The following is an 18,992-nucleotide window of genomic DNA, read 5'->3' on the forward strand; positions in this document are numbered from 1 at the left end:
GAGACACTTCGGCAGAAGTGTCAATGGCGCGAGGCGCGACCCCTAGCCGAACAGGGCGAAGGCCACGACGGCGAGGATCAGGACGAGTACCGGTGTGAGGATGAGCAGCAGCCCCAGCAGTCCCGGATTCTTCACCGGCCGATGATCGATGGCGCCCTTGCTGAAACTGCTGAACGGCGACGCGTAGTACACCGGGGGAGCCGGGTGGTACCGGTTGTCGACGGTGATCTGCGCCTTGCCCTGCTCCACGATCCACGGGACGGAGATCTGGATGTGATGCACACCGGGAGGTGCCGGAATGACGTTGTGGCCCCACCGCAGCGGCACAGGATAGCCGTTGATGCGGGCGTTGGGCGTCACCAGCATCGGGCCCATCGGCGGCTTCTTCGCGTCGATGACAAGCGCGGTGGGTGAGGAGGCGGGCTGCATGAAGGGCGAGAGTATCACCCGGCCGCAGCCCGAAAAGTGCGGCCTACTGGCCGGCGGCGATCCGCGCCTTCTCCAGGGCCGCGAGAGTGCGGAGTACCGTGGCGCGCTGCTTCTCGAGGTCGCTGATCCGGGCACGCGCGGCGAGGCCGGCCGGCTCGCCGATGAGATTCATCTGGGCGTCGATGGACGAGAGCTGTTCGAGCAGACCCGTGACTCGCGTTTCCAGTGCGGCGACATCGACGGCGTCGGTACGCACCGGTGCGACCGGCGGTGTGGCGGACGTGCGAGACGCGCTCGGACGGCTCGAGGTGGTCGCGGACGACGTTCCCGAATGCGCGCTGCTACGCGGCTCCGACACCACGCTCGCAGCCCGGGGACGCAGGGCCTTGCGGACGGCCGCCGGGTCGGGAAGTTCCGCGAGCTTCATCTCGTTGAGGTCGCGGCGGGCATCGCGGGCGTTGACCCGGTGCTCGCGCTCCTCGTCGTCGTCGGACTGCAACGTGCCACCGAGCGGACGCAGGCCGTACATGCCGAGGAAGCGGCGGGCCTCGTCGATGACCGATTCCTTCTCGCGGCAAGTGCCACAGCGAGGTTCGTTACGGAACATCTCGACGGCGTTGTCATCTCCGCACCACACGCACGCCCCCGGCGACCAACGCCGGACGTTTCGAATTGCAGCGATATCGATAGGGCCGGAGAGAGTCTGCGCGTCGATCACGACGAGCCACAGTAGGGGAATTCGGGCGCGCGAGTCACATCGCCGTAAGTACGACCTGCGGTTCTGCGGCCCAGCGTGACGAAGATCATGCCGAGGCGCTCGAAGTGCTGCGCAAACGCTGTGTCCCACACATCATTTCCCGACCGGTAAGTTTCATTCTCCGGCGCCGATGACCGTGGTCAGCCACTCGACGAGCGGGTGCATCGAACGCCAGGCGGTGCGCACTTCGTCAGCGGCGCGGGGAGTTTCGATCCAGTCTGGGGACAGGTAGGTCCGGCTGGCAGTGAGGGATTTGTGACGCATCAGATCGAGCCGCGGGTGATCCTCGGCGACGCCGCGCGGACGAGTCTTGAGCGTGTCTCCGCCGATCTCGAAACCCGCCGACCGCACCTTCTTCACGAGCTTGACGAGTTCACGGCCCCTGCGGTCGTCGTCGACGGCATCCCGGAAGCGGCCGACCTGCAGCGGGGTGTGCGAGTAGAAACCGCCCGCGACGAACAGTCCGGCCGCGTCGATCTGCACGTAATACCCGACCCCGGGGCGTGTCTCGACGAATCCGCCCTGATGGGTCTTGTAGGGCGTCTTGTCCTTCGAGAACCGCACGTCACGGTAGGGGCGAAACACCTTGCCCGCGCCGAACTCCGGCTCGAGGTCCGCGAGCAGTGCGGTCATGGGCGCGCGCACCGAGTCGTCGTAGACGGCCTTGTGCGCGGTCCAGAAGCTCTTGCTGTTGTCTGCCTCGAGGTCCTCGTAGAAGTCGAGAGCAGCGGTGGGGATCCCGGTGAACACACGGGCAAGGCTACGCCTGTGAGTGGTTGACGAGTCCAGAGACTCGTCAACCACTCACAGGCGCGAAGCGCCTAGGCGTTGCCGTTGAACAGCGACGTGACCGAGCCGTTCTCGAAAACTTCCTTGATGGTGCGAGCCAGCAGCGGCGCGATGGACAGCACCGTGAGGGTCGGGAACTTCTTCGACTCGTCGATCGGGAGCGTGTTGGTGACGATGACTTCCTTGGCACCACACGCGGCGAGGCGCTCGGCCGCAGGATCGGACAGGACACCGTGCGTGGCGGCGATGATCACGTCGCCCGCACCGGCCTCCTTGAGGATCTTCACGGCGCCGGCGATGGTTCCACCGGTGTCGATCATGTCGTCGATCAGGATGCAGGTGTGGCCTTCGACGTCACCGACCACGCGGTTGGACTTCACCTGGTTGGGCACCAGCGGGTCGCGCGTCTTGTGGATGAACGCCAGCGGCGCTCCGCCGAGGGTGTCGGCCCACTTCTCGGCGACGCGGACGCGGCCGGAGTCGGGGGAGACGACGGCGATGTTCTCGGTGCCGTAGTTGCCGCGGATGTACTCGGCGAGCTGGCCCTGGGCGTGCATGTGGTCGACGGGGCCGTCGAAGAAGCCCTGGATCTGGTCGGTGTGGAGGTCGACCGTGATGATGCGGTCGGCTCCGGCCGTCTTCAGGAGGTCGGCGATCAGGCGAGCCGAGATGGGCTCACGGCCGCGGTGCTTCTTGTCCTGGCGGGCGTACGGGTAGAACGGCAGGATCGCGGTGATGCGCTTGGCCGATCCGCGCTTGAGTGCGTCGATCATGATCAGCTGTTCCATCACCCACGTGTTCAGCGGGGCCGGGTGGCTCTGCAGCACGAAGGCGTCGGAGCCGCGGACCGACTCCTCGAAACGGACGAAGATCTCGCCGTTCGCGAAGTCACGGGCAGTCTGCGGGGTGACCCGCACGTCGAGTTCCTTCGCCACCTGTTCGGCCAGCTCCGGATGCGCGCGACCAGAAAACAGCATGAGGTTCTTCTGGTTGTCGATCCAATTCGCGGTCACTGCTCTATGCCATCCTTTAAATCTTGCTTCTCGGTTTCGTGCAGATCTGAACTGTGGTGCAGTCCCGCGGCGGACGCCGCCTCGGCGGCGGCGGTACCGGGCCGATTTCGTTGCACCCAGCCGTCAATATTGCGCTGCTTCCCGCCGGAGACCGCGAGTGCCCCCGGTGGTACGTCGAAACGCAGCACCGTGCCGGCGCCGGTGTAAGCACCGTCACCGACCTGTACCGGGGCGACGAACATGGTGTCCGACCCGGTCCGGACGTGCGACCCCACCACCGTACGGCTCTTGGCAACGCCGTCGTAATTGACGAACACGCTCGACGCACCGATGTTGCTGTGCTCGCCGATCGTGGCGTCGCCCACGTAGGTCAGGTGAGGAACTTTGGAGTGCGCCCCGATGTCGGCGTTCTTCGTCTCGACGAAGGCGCCGAGCTTGCCGGACGCACCGAGGACGGTGCCGGGTCGCAGGTAGGAGAACGGGCCGACGGTGGCGCCGGCGCCGATGGTCGATTCCGAACCGTGGGTCCGCACGACGCTGGCGCCCTCGCCCACCGACACGTCGGTCAGGGTGGTGTCGGGGCCGACGACGGCGTCCTCGCCCACCGCGGTGGTGCCGAGCAGTTGCACGCCCGGATGGATCGTGACGTCGCGACCGAGCGTCACGCCGACGTCGATCCAGGTGGTCGACGGATCGACGACGGTGACTCCGGCGCGCATCCAGTGCTCGACGGTGCGGCGGTTGAGCTCGGCGGCCAGCCGGGACAACTGGACTCGATCGTTGGCGCCGGCGACCTTCGCGGAGTCGGACAGGTGGGCGGCGAAGACGGGGGCGCCTGCTTCGCGGGCGATCTTGACGACGTCGGTCAGGTACAGCTCACCCTGCGCGTTGTCCGCGTTGAGCTGCCCGAGCGCGGAGCGCAGGAACTCTGCGTCGAATGCGTACACACCGGCGTTGACCTCGGTGATGGCCGCCTGCTCCTCGGTGGCGTCGGCCTCTTCGACGATCTCGGAGATCTCACCGTCGTGGGGTCGGCGAACGATGCGCCCGTAGCCCCGGGGCTCGGGAGCGGTGAAGGTCAGCACCGTGACCGCCGCGGGGATGGGTTCGGCGCGGTGCTCGTCGAGGAGTGCGTGCAGGGTGTGGCCGTCGAGCAGGGGGACGTCGGCAGCGGTGACCAGCACGGTCCCGCGGAAATCGGCGGGCAGCGCGGACAGGCCGCATTCGACGGCGTGTCCGGTGCCGTTCTGCTCTTCCTGGATGGCGACGGCGATCGGACGACCCAGTTCGGTCTCGAGGGCGCTGACGGCGACTCCGACGCGCTCCTTGTCGTGACCGACGACGGTGACGAGGTGCGTCGGATCGACCTCCGCGGCGGCGTGCAGGGAATGCGCCAGCATCGTGCGTCCACCCAGGGTGTGCAACACCTTGGGGGTCTTCGACCGCATCCGAGTTCCTGCGCCGGCGGCGAGGACGACCACGGCGGTCTGCACTGGCATGAAGCTCCCTCTGGATCGTTCTGCTCTTGCTGTTCTCGACAGCTCCACCTGCAGGAATTCGCTCTGCACGCTTCGCTCCGCCGCCAGGACTCGAACCTGAACTATCTGAACCAAAATCAGAGGTGCTGCCATTACACTACGGCGGATTGCCACACACACGGGGTGTCACGCCCGTTTGCGCGAGAGAATCCTCGCATGCCGACCCGCCGCCCGTCGAACCGCTGCGGAAATTTGTGTCGGTCTCCCCGATAGAGTGGGTGCTACCTGCAGTGTTTCTGCGCTGCCCGCGACACTTCGTCGTCGCGAGTGTCAGGAAAGGATGGTGCCCCGGTGCCCCGACCCACGGACGTGGACGCGACCCCCGAGAGGGTCGTGCGCACCCGGATGACCGGTACGCAACGCCGGGAGCAGTTGATCGAGATCGGTCGCGCCCTGTTCGCCGAACGAGGCTACGAGGCGACGTCGATCGAGGAGATCGCACAGCGGGCGCACGTGTCCAAGCCCGTCGTCTACGAGCACTTCGGCGGCAAGGAAGGCCTCTACGCCGTGGTCGTGGATCGGGAGATGTCGCGGCTGCTGGAGATGGTGACGTCCTCGCTCAAGCAGAACCGTTCCCGGATCCGGGTCGAACGGGTGGCGCTGGCGTTGCTGACCTATGTGGAGGAGCACACCGACGGATTCCGCATCCTCGTCCGCGACTCTCCGGTGGCGGCGCCGGACGGCACCTACTCGAGTCTCCTCAACGAGGCCATCGGCCAAGTCGGGCACATCCTCGCCGGTGACTTCTCGCGGCGTGGGTTCAATCCGGATCTGGCGCTGCTCTACGCGCAGGCGCTTGTCGGGATGGTGTCCACCACCGCGACGTGGTGGCTCGACGAGCGGACGCCGCCGAAGGAGGTCGTCGCCGCGCATCTGGTGAACCTGTGCTGGAACGGGTTGACCAATCTGGAGGCCGATCCGCAGCTGGGCACTGATCGGTCGCACCCGGCCGCTCGGTGAACGTGTTCTCGTTTTCCGACTCGCGGTTCAACATCCGGAGGGCTGTGCCTGTCAAGTGCTAGGGTTCGCTGGAGTTTGCGCGCCCCGTCGGGGGGGTTGTTCGGGAGGCAGTCGATGGCGAGACAGGTTCGAGCAGAGGTAACTCGGGCTTCGGTCCTCATGGCGGCGGCCGACGTGTTCTTACGCCTGGGCTACGCGAACGCGGGTCTCAACGAGATCATCGAGCAGTCCGGTGTGACCAAAGGTGCGTTGTACTTCCACTTCAGTTCCAAGGAAGATCTTGCCCGCGGCGTCATCGACGAGGGGCAGATCCGGCTCACGGCCGGAATGACCTCCGTCAGCGACGGGCCGACACCTGCGCTGGAAGCGCTCGTCGCGCTGTCCTACGTCGCGATCGAGGCGGCGAGCTCGGATCCGATCGTTGCTGCGATGTTGCGACTGCAGCACGAGATCGGTGACTACCAGGGGACGCACGGCAACGTGGTCTCCTCGTGGCAGCAGGGTTTCGAGCGGATGGTGGCGCGAGCCGTCGAGGAGGGCGACGTTCTCGCGGAGGACGACGTCTCTGCCGCAACGCTGTCCACCTTCCTGCTCGGGTCGTTGCTGGGTGCTCATGTCGTCGCAAGTGCAACCGGTGCATTCGACGATCTTCCGCGACGCATGGAGCGCGTCTGGTACTTCATTCTTCCCGGTCTGGTGGAGCCGTCGAAGCTCGTGTATTTCCGCCAGTTCGCCTCCCGGCGACTGCTGCGCTAGCAAACCGACTCCGCGGGAAGAGGTTTCCGCGACGGTGTTTGCTCGTTGCCGCATTGTTAGCTGCCTCACAGCCAAATGGCGACTATTCCGCTAAACACACTTGAAATCCAATTAATCCGCACGAAAAAGACCTCGAGTATGTACTTTCCCATGCAAAACGGCTAATGACCCACCGGAGAATGGACTGCTGCTGCGACGCAATGGTGGGCTCGGTTCGCCGCGGGGTTTTGCGAGACCAATGACGCAGACGGTGGATACCGGAGGATGTATTGTGAAATTTCGTCCCCCGAATTACCGGGTGGTCGAAAGATAACTGACATTGCAAGCCCAATGAGCCGATGACATCGGAGGGTGCCCGATGCCGTTCGTCATTGTCGAACGCGAAGAGACGCTGGTCGCTGGGCTGGCTGTCCGTAGCCCCAAGCGGGCGCTGGGAGAAGCGCGCGACAAGGCTCTCGAAAAGACGTGGTCGACTCTTCTTGCGCAGAACGTGGATCGGCCGCTGGCCTCCGCCTACGTCGACCACGCTGCCGAGATCAATTCGTATTTCACGCAAATCGTCGGCTACGAGTGCTCCTCCATCGACCAGGTCGGGCGCGGGCACCTCGTGGCGCGGATTCCCGCCGGAACTTATGCCAAGTTCTCCTCCGTCGGCACGTTTCCCGATCTCTTCGACGTCCTCTGGGGGCAGATTCGAGACGCGGAGGAATCGCATCAGATTCAACGGTCCTACACCGGCGATTTCGAGTTCTACCCGCACGCCTTCGGGATAGATTTGTACGTGGCGATAGTGCCACCCGCCACCAGGCAGGGGCAGCAATGAGTTTCGAGATCGTCAAGCGTGAGTCCACCGATTTCGGTGGCCTCGTTCTGCCGCGTATGGAGTTGAGTTCGTCGGCGCACGCGACCGACCTGATGAAGTTCACGCGCGAGCGCGTGCAGTTGCGCGGTGTCGAGGAGCTGACCACCGTCTACGTCGCGGTCCCGGATCTGGGGTGGACCGCTGTGATCGGATATCGCTGCATCGACCTCGATCACCTCGAGATCGGCGACGTGCTCGTGCGCGTCCCGTCCGGCTATTTTGCGAAGTTCACCCCCGACGGGCGGTCGTCCGACCCCATCGAGGATGTGTGGATGCAGGCCGAGGTGGCAGAGAAGGAGGGGCGCATCGAGCGCGCCTACGCGGAGGAGATCGAGGTCTTTCGTGCTCCGAACAACGTCGAGTTGTTCATTTCCCTGACATAATTCAGGCCACAGAATTACCGACCTGAAGTTTGTTTTAGTGCCTATTTGAGGCATCGTAGGTGACAAATCCGGACCAAACGCGGAAAATGGGTAGCCGCGGGGCTGTGGCCGGGTGTTCGTGTGTCCAGTTCTTGGGGTCTTTACGTAACCCGTGAGTCCCCGGAATTGCCGCACCGACTCCGATGGGAAAGCCAATGCCAGTTGAACAGCTGTCGCGCCCGCAGATCGACACACGGTCGCCCGAGACCATACTCGACCGAACTCTGAGCGTCTGGGATCCCCGATCGGAGTGTCGCTTCGTCGTTGCCCGGCCCTCCGACGAGCCGGCGCTGTGGGAAGAATATCTCGAGGGCGCCGTGACCGGCTACCGCAAGTACGGCGCCGAGAAGGCCCTCGAATACCGACGAATCCAGGACGGCGACACCACCGCCGCGTTCTTCGTCGCGATCGAGCCCAATGGCTCCGTCGCGGCGGGCGTCCGAATTCAAGGTCCTTACCTTTCCGCTGGTCAGGCGCATGCGATCACGGAATGGGGTACGCATCCCGGAGCCCCTGCCGTTCGCCGGATGATCGAAGACCGGTTGCCGTTCGGCGTAGTGGAGGCGAAGGGTGCGTGGGTGGCGGACGGCGCGGCCAGGCGGGGTGAACTCGTCGGCGCACTGGGTCGATTCGCCACCTTCTCGATGGATCTGCTCGACGTCCAGTTCATGCTCGCGACCGCGGCAGCCCACGTCCTGGAAACATGGAGGTCCTCCGGCGGGGTGGTGGCCGACCATATTGCTCCCGTGCCCTACCCGGATGACCGCTACGAGACGCGGCTGATGTGGTGGGATCGGAGTAGGCGCAGGGGCCGCGCCGAATCCATGCAGTTGGCCCAACTGTTACTCACGACGTCCCGCTCGGCGCCGTCGGCGGACACCGCGACGGGGACGGGAGGAAACGTCGTCCGGCCGATGCGGAGCGTCTCGTGAACGAATCCCGCGGTGACTACGCCGCACTGCTGCTCGACGAGGGCCACTCCGAGGACGCGGCGGCACTCGACCGTCTCCGCCGCGACCCCGCGGTGGCCTTCGTCGATCGACTCGAACACCAGAGGGATACGCTCCGCACTCTCGTTCCCACACCCGATCCCGGCGTGCTGGACGAGACGCCGGTGTGGGCGTACTACTCGTGGCGACGCACCGTGGTGCGTCTGCTCGGCCCCACAGCGTTCCGGCTGCTGCGGCTGGACCGCAATCGGAACAAAGTCACCGCACAGGAGCAGGAACGACTCCGAGACGTGACAGTCGGGATCGTCGGTCTGAGCGTCGGGCACGCGGTCGCGCTGGCCCTCACCCTGGAAGGGGCCTGCGGCGGCCTGCGGCTCGCGGACTTCGACAGCCTCGAACTGTCCAACCTGAACCGGGTTCCCGGAAGCGTTCTGGACCTCGGCGTGAACAAGGCGGTGGTGGCCGCCCGCCGCATCGCGGAGATCGACCCCTACGTCACAGTGACGTTGTGGGAGGACGGGCTCGACGTCGAGTCGGTCGCCGAATTCCTGGACGGCACGGACGTGGTGGTCGACGAGTGCGACTCCCTGGACGTCAAGGTGTCCCTGCGGAGAGAGGCCCGTCGCCGGGGTCTGCCGGTGCTGATGGCCACCAGCGACAGGGGCCTGCTGGACGTCGAGCGGTTCGACCTCGAACCCGATCGCCCCATCTTCCACGGAGTGATCGGCGACGTCGACGTGGAGTCGCTCGCCGGTCTCGGCTCGCGGGACAAGATTCCGCTCGTCCTCCAGATCCTGGACGCCGCAGAGCTGTCGGCGACGATGGCGGCGTCGCTGGTGGAGGTGGACGAAACCATCTCGACCTGGCCGCAGCTCGGGGGCGAGGTGCTGCTCGGCGGTGCGGAGGTCGCGGTGGCGGTGCGGCGCATCGCGCTCGGACGGCCGCTCGCGTCGGGTCGGTGCCGCATGGATCTGGATGGGCATCTCGACACACTCGCCGATCCGCCGATACCGCTCGATCCGCGGGAGGAGCCCGAGGGTCGTGAGGCGGCCGCGGTGTCGCACGATGCCGTCGACACCGTCGTGAACGCCGCCGCCCGTGCGCCTTCCGGCGGCAACATCCAGCCCTGGACGATCACCGCGGACGTCGAGGGGCTGAGTATCTCGCTGGCTCCGGAGCACACGACGGCCATGGACGTCGAGTATCGGGGCAGCTACGTCGCGGTCGGTGCCGCGCTGCACAACGCCCGGATCGCCGCGTCGGCCGCCGGTCTGCTCGGTGCCGTCACAGTCCACGACGGGGAACCGGGGCTCCCGGTCGCCACGGTGACGTTCGGCAGCGGGAGCGAGCCGGAACTCACGGACCGCTACGAGCACATGCTCGACCGGACCACCAACCGCAGGCCGGGTGTGCCCCGGCCGCTGGACGACGCGCAGGCGGGACTCCTCGCGGAGTCGGCATCTCGCGAGGGCGCACGCCTCTGCCTGGTGACCGACCGGGACGACATCGCGGCGATCGGTGCCATTCTGGCGGAGTCGGACCGCATCCGATTCCTCACGCCGACCCTGCATCGCGAAATGATCGGCGAACTGCGGTGGCCACCGATCGATTCGCTCGAGACCGGCATCGACGTTCGCGCACTGGAACTCGATTCCGCGGAACTGTCGACCCTCGCGCTGCTGCGTCGGCCCGACGTCATGGAACACCTGGGTGCACAGGACGGCGGACGGGCGCTGGGCAAGTCCACCGCGGACCGCGTCGCGTCGAGTTCGGCGATCGCCGTCGTCGCGATCCCGGGCAGCACCCCGCGGGACTATGTGCGCGGCGGAGAGGCGACCGAGAGCGTGTGGATCGACGCGCAGGCGCTCGGGCTCGCTGTCCAGCCGATTTCACCCGTGTTTCTCTACGGTGTGGAAAGAGCGGAACTCGAACGACTCTCACCACGATATGCGGCACCATTGGAGAGGCTACGGCAGGAACTGTTCGACGTCGTCGGGGCGAAGGCAGGTGAGGCACTCGCCATGGTGCTTCGGCTCAGCCACGCGCCTGGACCGTCGGTTCGCAGCGAGCGCCGCGCAGACAGGGTCCGAAGGCGGATATCGTAAGGACAGGAGGGCCCGTGGACACCGAGAAGCACACCGAAAAGCAGTCCGAGAAGCTCGAGACCCTGGTGACAACCGTGGCGTCCCGGCTGACACCTGTCGATGCCGTCTCGTTCAAGCCTGTCGCCACCCGTGTCCTGCAGGATCTCGTGGAGCATTTCGAGGTCGATACCAGCTTTCTCCGATTCACCGATCACGAGATCGCGGCGACCGTGCTGATCGCGGAATACCCGCTCCGTCCCGTCATCCCCGACCCCGACCCGCTCGGCGTCGTCTACTTCAAGGACGCAGACTCGACGTTCGCCCAGATCGAGCACCAGAAGGACGTGGCCATCTTCCGGCCGGAGACGTCCGGACCGGATTACCACGAGCGGGTCCGCGAGGGCTCCGGCGTGCCGCAGGTGTCGCTCGCGGCCGTCCCGTTGCTGTCGGGTGAGACCACGACGGGCACCCTCGGCTTCATCAAGTTCGGTGACCGCGACTGGACGCCGCCGGAGGTCGACGTCCTCAAGGCGATCGCCGCGTTGCTCGCGCAGGTCCAGGCACGCATCGTCGTCGAGGAGCAGTTGCGCTACTCCGCCGACCATGATTCCCTCACCGGGCTCAGTAACCGGCGCGCGCTCTACCATCACCTGGACACCCGCCTCGCCGCATCCGAACCCGGGCCGGTCGCCATTCTGTTCCTCGACCTGGACCGACTGAAGCCGCTCAACGACTTCTTCGGTCACGGGGCCGGCGACGGCTTCATCTCGACGATCGCGGACCGGCTCAGATCGACCAGTGGGGCCGACGATCTCGTCTCGAGGCTGGGCGGAGACGAATTCGTGCTCGTGCTCGGCGGATCCGTCGGCCTGGAGGAGGCCGAGGTGCGGGCGCAACACATCCGCGACGTCGTGACCGAACGGGTGCGGCTCGGCCGCGAGGTCGTCAGCCGCAGTGTCAGTATCGGCGTCGCGGTGGGAAACCCGGGTAAGGCCACCACGAGTTCTCTCCTCAGCCAGGCGGACCAGGCAGTCATGGTCGCGAAGACCAAAGGCGGGAATGCGATCAGCGTCTTCACGGACGAGATGCAGGAGGAGAGCGAGAAACGCAACATGATCGAGCTCAGTCTCCGTGCGGCCATCGCCGACGAATCTCTCTTCCTCGAGTACCAGCCCGAGGTCGACCTGCGGACCGGCCGGATCATCGGGGTCGAGGCATTGGTGCGCTGGAATCACCCGCTGCTCGGGCTACTGCAGCCGGTATCGTTCATCGACGTCGCCGAGGCCACCAACGTGGCAGGGGAACTCGGGCGCTGGGTGATTCGGAAGGCCTGCCGGCAGTGGGCCGACTGGCGGTCGCAGGTGCCCGACCTCGATCTGGCTCTCCGTGTCAACGTCTCGCCGGGTCAGTTGGCCGGTCTGGACTTTCTGGACGTGGTCGCGAACGCGTTGTCGGAGTTCGAACTCCGGAAGGGCGCGCTGTGCCTGGAGATTACCGAGAACGCCGTGCTCAGCGATCTGACGTGGACGCGTGAGGCGCTCGAAGGGCTGCATGCGATGGATGTGGAGGTCGCGATCGACGACTTCGGCACCGGATACAGTTCGCTCAGCCATCTCAAGGCGCTGCCGGTGGGGACGCTGAAGATCGACAAGGGTTTCGTGATGAACCTGGACACCAATCCGGAAGACCGGGCGATCGTGAAGTCGATCATCGGTCTCGCGGAATCGTTCGGTCTCGAGTTGGTGGCGGAGGGTGTCGAGAACGTCGCCTCCGCCCGCCAACTTCTCGACATGGGTTGCCATCGCGCGCAGGGCTTCCTGTTCAGCCGTCCGGTCTCGGCGGAGAAGATCGGCAAGTTGCTGGTCGCGGGAGCGATCGAGGTCGGGCTGTAGGTCGCCCGCCGCCGCATTTGCTGGTCCACCGCTCCGAGAAGACAGCGTTACAGACTCACGGTATGTTTATGCCCACACTGCAGTACCTCTTGTCTTGAATTGCCGTTCTGCGGTAACTTCTCGAGGGGTTTGCTGGAAAGTCACTGAAAGTGACGGCCGGCGCGGAATGTGACCGTCGAAGACTGGAGCAGGGGGATCGATGTCTGGTGGTGCTGTCGGTTCGGTCCCCGAGATCTCGATCGGGTCGGTCCCAGAGTTCCGGATCGGGTCGATCCCAGAGTTTCGGATCGGGTGCGATGTGATGACGGTCGGGCACGTGCGGAGCAGTGTCGATCGGTTCGGCGACCGCTACCTGGCGAGGATCTTCACCCCGCACGAACTCGAAACCTGCGAAGGGCCTGCCCGGGCCCAGCGCCTGGCCGCGCGATTCGCGGCCAAGGAGGCCGTCGTCAAGGTGTTGCGACCCGGGGACGTCGCGCTTCCGTGGCAGTCCATCGAGATCCGGCGCGAGAGCTGGGGTGGGTGCGGAGTGCGCCTGTCCGGCAACGCGTCGACCCTCGCCGAGCGGGAGCGCATCGGCGGATTCCAGGTCTCGATCTCACACGAGGAAGACGTCGCGATCGCGATGGTCACCGCGTCCCGGCTCGGCACGCCCCACCATCACCAAGGAGAACGCCACCCATGAGCGAGCAGACCATCCGCAAGGTTCTCGGCGACCACGCCCGGCTGTCGGTCGACGCGGCGAGCATCGCTGTCGGCGCCGACCTGTACGAGCTGGGATTGACCTCGCACGCGAGTGTCAACGTGATGCTGGCGCTGGAGGATTCGTTCGACATCGAGTTCCCCGACGAATTGCTGCGCAAGAGCACGTTCGCGAGCGTCGACTCCATTCGGGGCGCGCTCGTCGAACTCGGTGTGGCGTGAGCATCGCCCTGGCGGACGACGCGGGGATCGAGTCCGCACCGGCGCCGGGACCGCCGGCGCGCGCCCAGGCCGTGGCCGAGGTGGCGGCGCGCTGGGCCGCCGACGTCGATCGCGACGCACGCTTTCCTCAGGAGGCAGTCGACTGTCTGCGGGAACAGCGCCTGCTGTCGTGTGCCGTTCCCCCGGAACTCGGCGGCGAAGGCGCGTCGCTGCGGGACCTGTGCACGATCGCCCGGACCCTCGGCCGTCACTGCGCCGCCACCGCGATGGTGTTTGCGATGCACCAGACCCAGATCCTCTCGCTCGTACGGCATCCGGGTGGTGCCGGCGTCTCCGAGTTCCTGCGTGAGGCGGTCGCCGGGCAGTACCTGCTGGCCTCGGCGACGACGGAACTGGGCATCGGCGGCGACGTGCGTCGCAGCACCTGCGCCGTCGAGCGGACCGGTGGGGTGGTGGCGCTCGTCAAGAACGCCCCCGTCATCTCGTACGGCGAGTACGCCGACGCGATCCTCGCGACCGCGCGGCGCACCCCGGACAGCCCGCCGAGCGACCAGGTGCTCGTCATCTGCCGCCGCGCCGATCTGACGCTCGAACGCACCGGCGACTGGAACACGCTGGGGCTCCGGGGAACCTGCAGCCCGGGCTTCGTGCTGCGAGCCGTCACCACCCCCGAACTCGTCGTCGACGATCCCTACTCGGAGATCTCGTCGGCGACGATGCTCCCGGTCTCGCATTCGGTGTGGTCCGCGGTGTGGCTCGGGATCGCCGACGCGGCGGTGGAGAAGGCGCGCCGGTACGTGCGGGCGGCAGCACGCAAGCAGCCCGGGGTGGCGTCGCCGGGCGCGCTGCGTCTCGCCGAGGCGGCCGCCGTGCACCAGCAGTTCTCGGACCTCGTGTTCTCGGCTGCCCGCCGATTCGACGAGTCGGCGTCGGCGCCCGACGGTTCACCCGACGCCGAAGTTGCCGGCGGAGTGGGCTATTCGCTGGCGATGAACAACCTGAAGGTCACGGCGTCGACACTCGCCGTCGACCTGGTCGGCCGGGCGCTGCTGATCTGCGGGATCTCGGGGTACCGCGAAGACACGGAGTACTCGCTGGGGCGGCACCTGCGCGACGCGCACGGTGCAGCCGTCATGGTCAACAACGACCGAATCATGGCCAACTCGGCGCAGATGGCCACGGCATACCGGGGGACGATATGAGCACGGATGTAGCAGTGGAGCGGGACGAAACGAGCGAACTCGAGCTGGCCCGGCGCGCGTTCCGGGCAGAACTGCTGGAGGCCGGACTGCTCGTGGACACGTCCGTCCCGGGTCTCTACGGGCGGTCGGGGTTGTTCGAGGACGTCGTCGACGGCATCGACGCGGTCGTGCGGGCAGCGGGTCCGGGTGCGGCCGCGGCGCGGTTCCGGTTTCCTCCGGTGTTCCCGCGCACCAGTTTCGAGCGCACCGATTACATCGCGTCGTTCCCCAATCTGACCGGTGCCGTCAACACGTTCACGGGTACCAATGCCGAGCACGCCCAGTTGCTGGCGGCGCGGGCCGAGGGGCGGAGCTGGGACAAGTGGCTCGAACCGACGGACACGATGCTCGTGTCGGCGGCCTGCCACCCGGCGTACCCGATGTTCACGGGTGCGTTGCCCGACGGCGGCGCGCTGCTGGACGTGTACGGCTACTGCTTCCGGCACGAGCCCGCGTTCGACCCCGCCCGCATGCAGGCGTTCCGGATGCACGAGTTCGTGCGGATCGGCACGGCGGATCAGGCCGCGAATCATCGTGATTCGTGGATCGAGCGCGGGCTGGAGGTGCTGTCCGACCTGTGGCTGGACGCCACCCCGGTCGTCGCCAACGATCCGTTCTTCGGCCGGGTGGGACGCATGCTCGCCGCCAACCAGCGCGAGGAGAACCTCAAGACCGAGCTGACGGTGCGCCTGTACGGCGACCTCGACGAGGGGACCGCAATCGTCTCGTGCAACTGCCACCAGGACCACTTCGGGGTCACGTTCGACATCGTGACCGCGGACGGGGGCGTCGCGCACAGCGCGTGTGTGGGATTCGGGATGGAACGGATCGCCCTCGCGATGCTCCGGACCCACGGCATGGACCCGTCGCGCTGGCCGAGTGCGGTGAAAGCCCGGATGTCGCTGTGACGTCCCGCCTGATCGATATCTCGCCGGACGCGTACGAGCCGCACCCCATCCACTCCGACGAGCGGACCTGGACCGAGACGAACTGCTACCTCGATCTGTGGGTGGAGATCCTCCACTCGCTCGGGCTGGATCCGGTTCCTGCCGCCGCGTGCGCGTTCGGCGCCAGGTTCGACGGAGCGCAGTGGACGTTCCTGAAGTTCAAGACCGAGGATCTGTTCGCGCTGTACGGGATCGACGTGGGGGAGATGAACGTCTGGCGCCGGGTTCTCGACCACGTCGAGGACAACCTCGCGGCAGGAATGCTGTCGACCGTCGAGGTGGATGCGCACTGGCTCCCGGACACGGTGGGCACCGGCTACCACGAGACCCATACCAAGACCACGATCGTCGCGAACCGCATCGACAGGGACGCCGGTGTGCTCGAGTACTTCCACAACAGCGGCTATCACCGGTTGACCGGCGACGACTTTCGCGGGTTGTTCGGACTCGGCGACGCCGGACCGGCGCCGTTCACGCCCTACGTGGAGCAGGTCCGGTTCGACGGGGATCCCGGATTCCGGGTGGACCGCTTCGATTCGGTGCTGCGGCATCATCTCGCCACGCGACCGGACGGAAATCCGGTGCGCGCTCTCGGCGAGCGGGTGGTCGCCGACGTGCCCTGGATCCGCGACGCCGGTATCGAGACGTTCCACCTGTGGACGTTCGGCGTGTTGCGGCAGTGCGGGGCCACGGCGGAACTGGCCGCCGACGTCTGCGAGTACCTCGAGCGCAACGGATTCGCGGGAGCCGGTGCGTACGCGCCGGGTTTCCGGGCGGTGGCGCAGGGAGCGAAGAGCGTCCAGTTCCAGATGGCGCGGGCGGCCCGCGGACGTACCGTCGACCCGTCGGCGCAGCTCGACGGAATGGCCGAGGCGTGGGAACGGTCGGTGGACGGCGTGGCGCGCGCAGTCGGACGCGCGTAGTGGATCTTCTCGCCGACGCTCGGTGGCGGTGCGCGGCAACGGAACCCGGATCGGTCACCGAGCCGTCGGAGTTGGCGGGCGCGGCGGGTCCTTGGTATCCGGCGGAGGTGCCGGGCACCGCGGCGGGTGCCGTCCGGGCGGCCGACGGCGCGACGGCGGCGCGCGCGGTGAACACCGACGCGGTGGACTGGTGGTTCGTCACCGAGGTGCCGGGCGCCGGCCCGGGACCGTGGCGGCTCGAATTCGACGGTCTCGCCTCGCCCGCCGAGGTGTGGGTCGGTGACGATCGCGTGCTGTCGTCGGAGTCGATGTTCGTGCCGGCCTCGGTCGAACTCGCTTGTCTGCCCGGCACGGTGACGCTGGCGATCCGATTCCTCTCGCTCGACGCCGCCCTCCGCCGCCGCAGACCGCGCGGACGCTGGCGGTCTTCGCTGGTGAGCGCGCAGGGGTTGCGCTGGATGCGCACCAGCCTGCTCGGCCGCGCGTCGGTGTACGGCCGGGTGCCGGCGCCCGTCGGGCCGTGGCGGCCGGTACGACTGCACGACGGCGGCGCGCCCCTGGTGTCGGACCGGCACGTGGTCACGACCGTGGACGACGGGACCGGGGTACTGGACCTCTCCGTGCGCGTGCATCACGGTGGCGGGCCCGTAGCCGTGGTCCGGCTCGGCGACCTCGCCGTGCAGGCGACCGTCGTCGACACCGAGGCCACCGTGCGCGAAGTGCGCGCACACATCCGCGTCCCCGACGTCCGGTTGTGGTGGCCCCACACCCACGGCGTCCCGGCGACGTATCCGCTGAGCATCGTCCTGGGCGAGCACGCCGTCGACCTCGGTGCGGTCGGATTCCGCACCGTGCGCGCGGCCCGCGGCGACGGCGGGTTCCGGCTGTCCGTCAACGGGGTCGACGTGTACTGCCGCGGCGCCGTATGGACCCCGGTCGATCCGATCGGGCTGGGTGGCCGGTCGCAGAAGCGGGAGACTCTCGAGCGGGTGGTCGAGGCCGGACTCAACATGGTCCGGGTACCTGGCACGTTGCTGTACGAGGACGCCGCGTTCTGGGACGACTGTGCCGAACTCGGTGTCATGGTGTGGCAGGACGCGATGCTGTCGACGTTCGACCCGCCGGACGACGAGCCGTTTCTGGACCTCCTGACCGCCGAGATCGAGGCCGTGCTCCGGCCGCTGTCCGGCAACCCGGCGCTCACCGTGTTCAGCGGGGGAAGCGAGACGGAACAGCAACCGGCGCTGCTCGGGTTGCCGTCGCCGCACCTGGCGGCGGTGCACGACGTGATTCCCGCGGCGGTCGCGGAGACCGCACCCGGGGTGGTGCCGGTGTCCTCGTCACCGTCCGCACCGCCGGGCAGCGGCGCGCTCGCGACCCATGTCGGGACCGGTGTCGCCCACTACTTCGGCATCGGCGGCTACCGGCTTCCCCTGTCCGACGTCCGGCAGGCCGGGGTGCGGTTTGCCGCCGAGTGCCTGGCGTTCTCGATCCCCCCGTCGAACTCGGTGATCGAAGCCGAGTTCGGTAGCCTCGCGGCCGCCGGTCACCATCCCCGCTGGAAGGCGGCGGTGCCGAGGGACAATGGGGCGTCGTGGGACTTCGAGGACGTCCGCGACCACTATGTGCGGACGCTGTTCGGTGGGGAGCCGTCGACGGTCCGCTGGAGCGACCCCGAGCGGTATCTCGCCCTCGGCCGGGCCGCGATCTGCGAGGCCTTCGCGGCGACTCTCGGCTATTGGCGCCGGCCCGGGTCGGGATGCGACGGGGCGCTGGTGCTGTCGCTGCGTGACCTCGAACCCGGCGCCGGGTGGGGGCTGCTCGACTCCGACGGCAGGCCGAAGGCGCCGTGGTTCGTGATGCGGCGGCTCTCGCAGCCGGTGGCGGTGCTGCTCGCCGAGGACGGGATGGACGGACTGCGGATCGACGCGGTCAACGACACCGACCGCCCGGTGGCAGGGGAGTTGCGGGTGCAGGTCCACACCCGGACGGGAACCCGGGCGTTCGACGTCTCCGAGCCGGTGACGGTGGCCGCGCACGCCGCCCGCCGGTGGTCGCTCGACACGCTGCTCGGGCGGTTCACCGACGCCACGCACGTCCACCGTTTCGGCCCCCGCGGATACGAGAGTGTGACCGTCACGTTGTCGGGCGAGGACGTCGTCGCCGAGGCCGTCCACCTCGTCGGCGGCCCGGCACGTCCGCTCGAACGCACCGTGGGACTGACGGCGGCCGCGCGGCAGACGGCGTCCGGAGATTGGGTGGTCGACGTCGGGACCGAGGGCGCTGCGCAGTACGTCCACCTCGAACTCGGCGGCTTCGAACCGGCCGACTCCTGGTTTCATCTGCCACCCGGTGGCACCCGGATCGTGCCGGTGCGCAGGACCGGGACCGCGGATACGGTGACGGGGCACGTGGGGGCGCTGAACTCGATCGCCGTCGCCCGGGTCGCACCCGCCTCCGCCTGATCCGGACCCCGGTCCGTCCGTGTGCGATATCGACTAGGCT

The 18,992-nt window shown here is 67.4% G+C and carries 18 protein-coding genes and 1 tRNA gene; 13 read left to right on the forward strand and 6 right to left on the reverse strand.

Annotation, left to right across the window (positions count from 1 at the left end):
• Positions 1-42: 42 nt before the first annotated feature.
• From RJ1_RS11950 to RJ1_RS11975, 6 genes are all read right to left on the reverse strand, one after another.
• On the reverse strand, positions 43-429 hold the full coding sequence (locus RJ1_RS11950; RefSeq protein ID WP_005238797.1) for a hypothetical protein: 387 nt from the start codon (positions 427-429) through the stop codon (positions 43-45).
• A gap of 43 nt (positions 430-472) precedes the next feature.
• Positions 473-1,036, reverse strand: coding sequence for a hypothetical protein (locus RJ1_RS11955; RefSeq protein ID WP_073360194.1), 564 nt, complete (start codon positions 1,034-1,036; stop codon positions 473-475).
• A 264-nt stretch (positions 1,037-1,300) separates the two neighbouring features.
• Positions 1,301-1,936 carry a DUF2461 domain-containing protein gene (locus RJ1_RS11960; protein ID WP_073360128.1) on the reverse strand — a complete coding sequence of 212 codons (636 nt, stop codon included), beginning with the start codon at positions 1,934-1,936 and terminating at the stop codon, positions 1,301-1,303.
• A gap of 71 nt (positions 1,937-2,007) precedes the next feature.
• The gene (locus tag RJ1_RS11965; protein WP_005238800.1) at positions 2,008-2,988 is read right to left on the reverse strand and encodes a ribose-phosphate diphosphokinase; all 981 of its coding nucleotides are present in this window, start codon (positions 2,986-2,988) and stop codon (positions 2,008-2,010) included.
• Entirely contained in the window at positions 2,985-4,487 is a 1,503-nt protein-coding gene (glmU, locus tag RJ1_RS11970; protein ID WP_073360129.1) for a bifunctional UDP-N-acetylglucosamine diphosphorylase/glucosamine-1-phosphate N-acetyltransferase GlmU, read from the reverse strand. The genes RJ1_RS11965 and glmU overlap by 4 nt, the downstream gene beginning before the upstream one ends.
• Before the next feature lie 75 nt (positions 4,488-4,562).
• Positions 4,563-4,633 (reverse strand) — tRNA-Gln (locus tag RJ1_RS11975).
• A gap of 238 nt (positions 4,634-4,871) precedes the next feature.
• On the opposite strand from RJ1_RS11975, the gene RJ1_RS11980 reads away from it, so the two are divergent.
• From RJ1_RS11980 to RJ1_RS12040, 13 genes are all read left to right on the forward strand, one after another.
• Positions 4,872-5,486 (forward strand): TetR/AcrR family transcriptional regulator, encoded by a 615-nt coding sequence (locus RJ1_RS11980; protein ID WP_074873407.1) that lies wholly within the window; start codon positions 4,872-4,874, stop codon positions 5,484-5,486.
• A gap of 114 nt (positions 5,487-5,600) precedes the next feature.
• On the forward strand, positions 5,601-6,242 hold the full coding sequence (locus RJ1_RS11985) for a ScbR family autoregulator-binding transcription factor (RefSeq protein ID WP_073360131.1): 642 nt from the start codon (positions 5,601-5,603) through the stop codon (positions 6,240-6,242).
• Between the two features lie 358 nt (positions 6,243-6,600).
• Complete coding sequence (locus tag RJ1_RS11990) at positions 6,601-7,065, forward strand: GyrI-like domain-containing protein (protein WP_073360132.1); 465 nt, start codon at positions 6,601-6,603, stop codon at positions 7,063-7,065.
• Complete coding sequence (locus tag RJ1_RS11995; RefSeq protein ID WP_073360133.1) at positions 7,062-7,487, forward strand: hypothetical protein; 426 nt, start codon at positions 7,062-7,064, stop codon at positions 7,485-7,487. Before RJ1_RS11990 ends, RJ1_RS11995 begins: the two co-directional genes overlap by 4 nt.
• A gap of 194 nt (positions 7,488-7,681) precedes the next feature.
• Positions 7,682-8,458: a hypothetical protein gene (locus tag RJ1_RS12000; RefSeq protein WP_073360134.1), complete on the forward strand. Its 777-nt coding sequence runs from the start codon at positions 7,682-7,684 to the stop codon at positions 8,456-8,458.
• Positions 8,455-10,581 carry an Rv1355c family protein gene (locus RJ1_RS12005; RefSeq protein WP_073360135.1) on the forward strand — a complete coding sequence of 709 codons (2,127 nt, stop codon included), beginning with the start codon at positions 8,455-8,457 and terminating at the stop codon, positions 10,579-10,581. Before RJ1_RS12000 ends, RJ1_RS12005 begins: the two co-directional genes overlap by 4 nt.
• 14 nt (positions 10,582-10,595) lie before the next feature.
• Entirely contained in the window at positions 10,596-12,452 is a 1,857-nt protein-coding gene (locus tag RJ1_RS12010; protein ID WP_073360136.1) for a putative bifunctional diguanylate cyclase/phosphodiesterase, read from the forward strand.
• A 199-nt stretch (positions 12,453-12,651) separates the two neighbouring features.
• Complete coding sequence (acpS, locus tag RJ1_RS12015) at positions 12,652-13,137, forward strand: holo-ACP synthase (RefSeq protein ID WP_073360137.1); 486 nt, start codon at positions 12,652-12,654, stop codon at positions 13,135-13,137.
• Entirely contained in the window at positions 13,134-13,376 is a 243-nt protein-coding gene (locus tag RJ1_RS12020) for an acyl carrier protein (RefSeq protein WP_005238830.1), read from the forward strand. Before acpS ends, RJ1_RS12020 begins: the two co-directional genes overlap by 4 nt.
• Positions 13,373-14,578, forward strand: a complete 1,206-nt coding sequence (locus RJ1_RS12025) for an acyl-CoA dehydrogenase family protein (protein WP_073360138.1) — start codon at positions 13,373-13,375, stop codon at positions 14,576-14,578. Before RJ1_RS12020 ends, RJ1_RS12025 begins: the two co-directional genes overlap by 4 nt.
• A complete protein-coding gene (locus RJ1_RS12030) occupies positions 14,575-15,525 on the forward strand; it encodes an amino acid--[acyl-carrier-protein] ligase (RefSeq protein ID WP_073360139.1) in 951 nt (316 codons plus the stop codon). Before RJ1_RS12025 ends, RJ1_RS12030 begins: the two co-directional genes overlap by 4 nt.
• Positions 15,522-16,487 carry a DUF1839 family protein gene (locus RJ1_RS12035; RefSeq protein ID WP_073360140.1) on the forward strand — a complete coding sequence of 322 codons (966 nt, stop codon included), beginning with the start codon at positions 15,522-15,524 and terminating at the stop codon, positions 16,485-16,487. Before RJ1_RS12030 ends, RJ1_RS12035 begins: the two co-directional genes overlap by 4 nt.
• Positions 16,487-18,952 carry a glycosyl hydrolase 2 galactose-binding domain-containing protein gene (locus RJ1_RS12040; RefSeq protein WP_073360141.1) on the forward strand — a complete coding sequence of 822 codons (2,466 nt, stop codon included), beginning with the start codon at positions 16,487-16,489 and terminating at the stop codon, positions 18,950-18,952. Before RJ1_RS12035 ends, RJ1_RS12040 begins: the two co-directional genes overlap by 1 nt.
• The last annotated feature ends 40 nt before the right edge of the window (positions 18,953-18,992 follow it).

It is taken from the genome of Rhodococcus jostii NBRC 16295 (assembly GCF_001894825.1).
Classification (GTDB): Bacteria; Actinomycetota; Actinomycetes; order Mycobacteriales; family Mycobacteriaceae; genus Rhodococcus_F; species Rhodococcus_F jostii.

What these genes read in the sequence shown, in the direction of transcription:
- RJ1_RS11950 (WP_005238797.1), bottom strand. Translation starts at nt 429, where the DNA reads ATGCAGCCCGCCTCCTCACCCACCGCGCTTGTCATCGACGCGAAGAAG.
- RJ1_RS11955 (WP_073360194.1), bottom strand. Translation starts at nt 1,036, where the DNA reads ATGTTCCGTAACGAACCTCGCTGTGGCACTTGCCGCGAGAAGGAATCG.
- glmU (WP_073360129.1), bottom strand. Translation starts at nt 4,487, where the DNA reads ATGCCAGTGCAGACCGCCGTGGTCGTCCTCGCCGCCGGCGCAGGAACT.
- RJ1_RS11980 (WP_074873407.1), top strand. Translation starts at nt 4,872, where the DNA reads ATGACCGGTACGCAACGCCGGGAGCAGTTGATCGAGATCGGTCGCGCC.
- RJ1_RS11985 (WP_073360131.1), top strand. Translation starts at nt 5,601, where the DNA reads ATGGCGAGACAGGTTCGAGCAGAGGTAACTCGGGCTTCGGTCCTCATG.
- RJ1_RS11990 (WP_073360132.1), top strand. Translation starts at nt 6,601, where the DNA reads ATGCCGTTCGTCATTGTCGAACGCGAAGAGACGCTGGTCGCTGGGCTG.
- RJ1_RS11995 (WP_073360133.1), top strand. Translation starts at nt 7,062, where the DNA reads ATGAGTTTCGAGATCGTCAAGCGTGAGTCCACCGATTTCGGTGGCCTC.
- RJ1_RS12000 (WP_073360134.1), top strand. Translation starts at nt 7,682, where the DNA reads ATGCCAGTTGAACAGCTGTCGCGCCCGCAGATCGACACACGGTCGCCC.
- acpS (WP_073360137.1), top strand. Translation starts at nt 12,652, where the DNA reads ATGTCTGGTGGTGCTGTCGGTTCGGTCCCCGAGATCTCGATCGGGTCG.
- RJ1_RS12020 (WP_005238830.1), top strand. Translation starts at nt 13,134, where the DNA reads ATGAGCGAGCAGACCATCCGCAAGGTTCTCGGCGACCACGCCCGGCTG.
- RJ1_RS12030 (WP_073360139.1), top strand. Translation starts at nt 14,575, where the DNA reads ATGAGCACGGATGTAGCAGTGGAGCGGGACGAAACGAGCGAACTCGAG.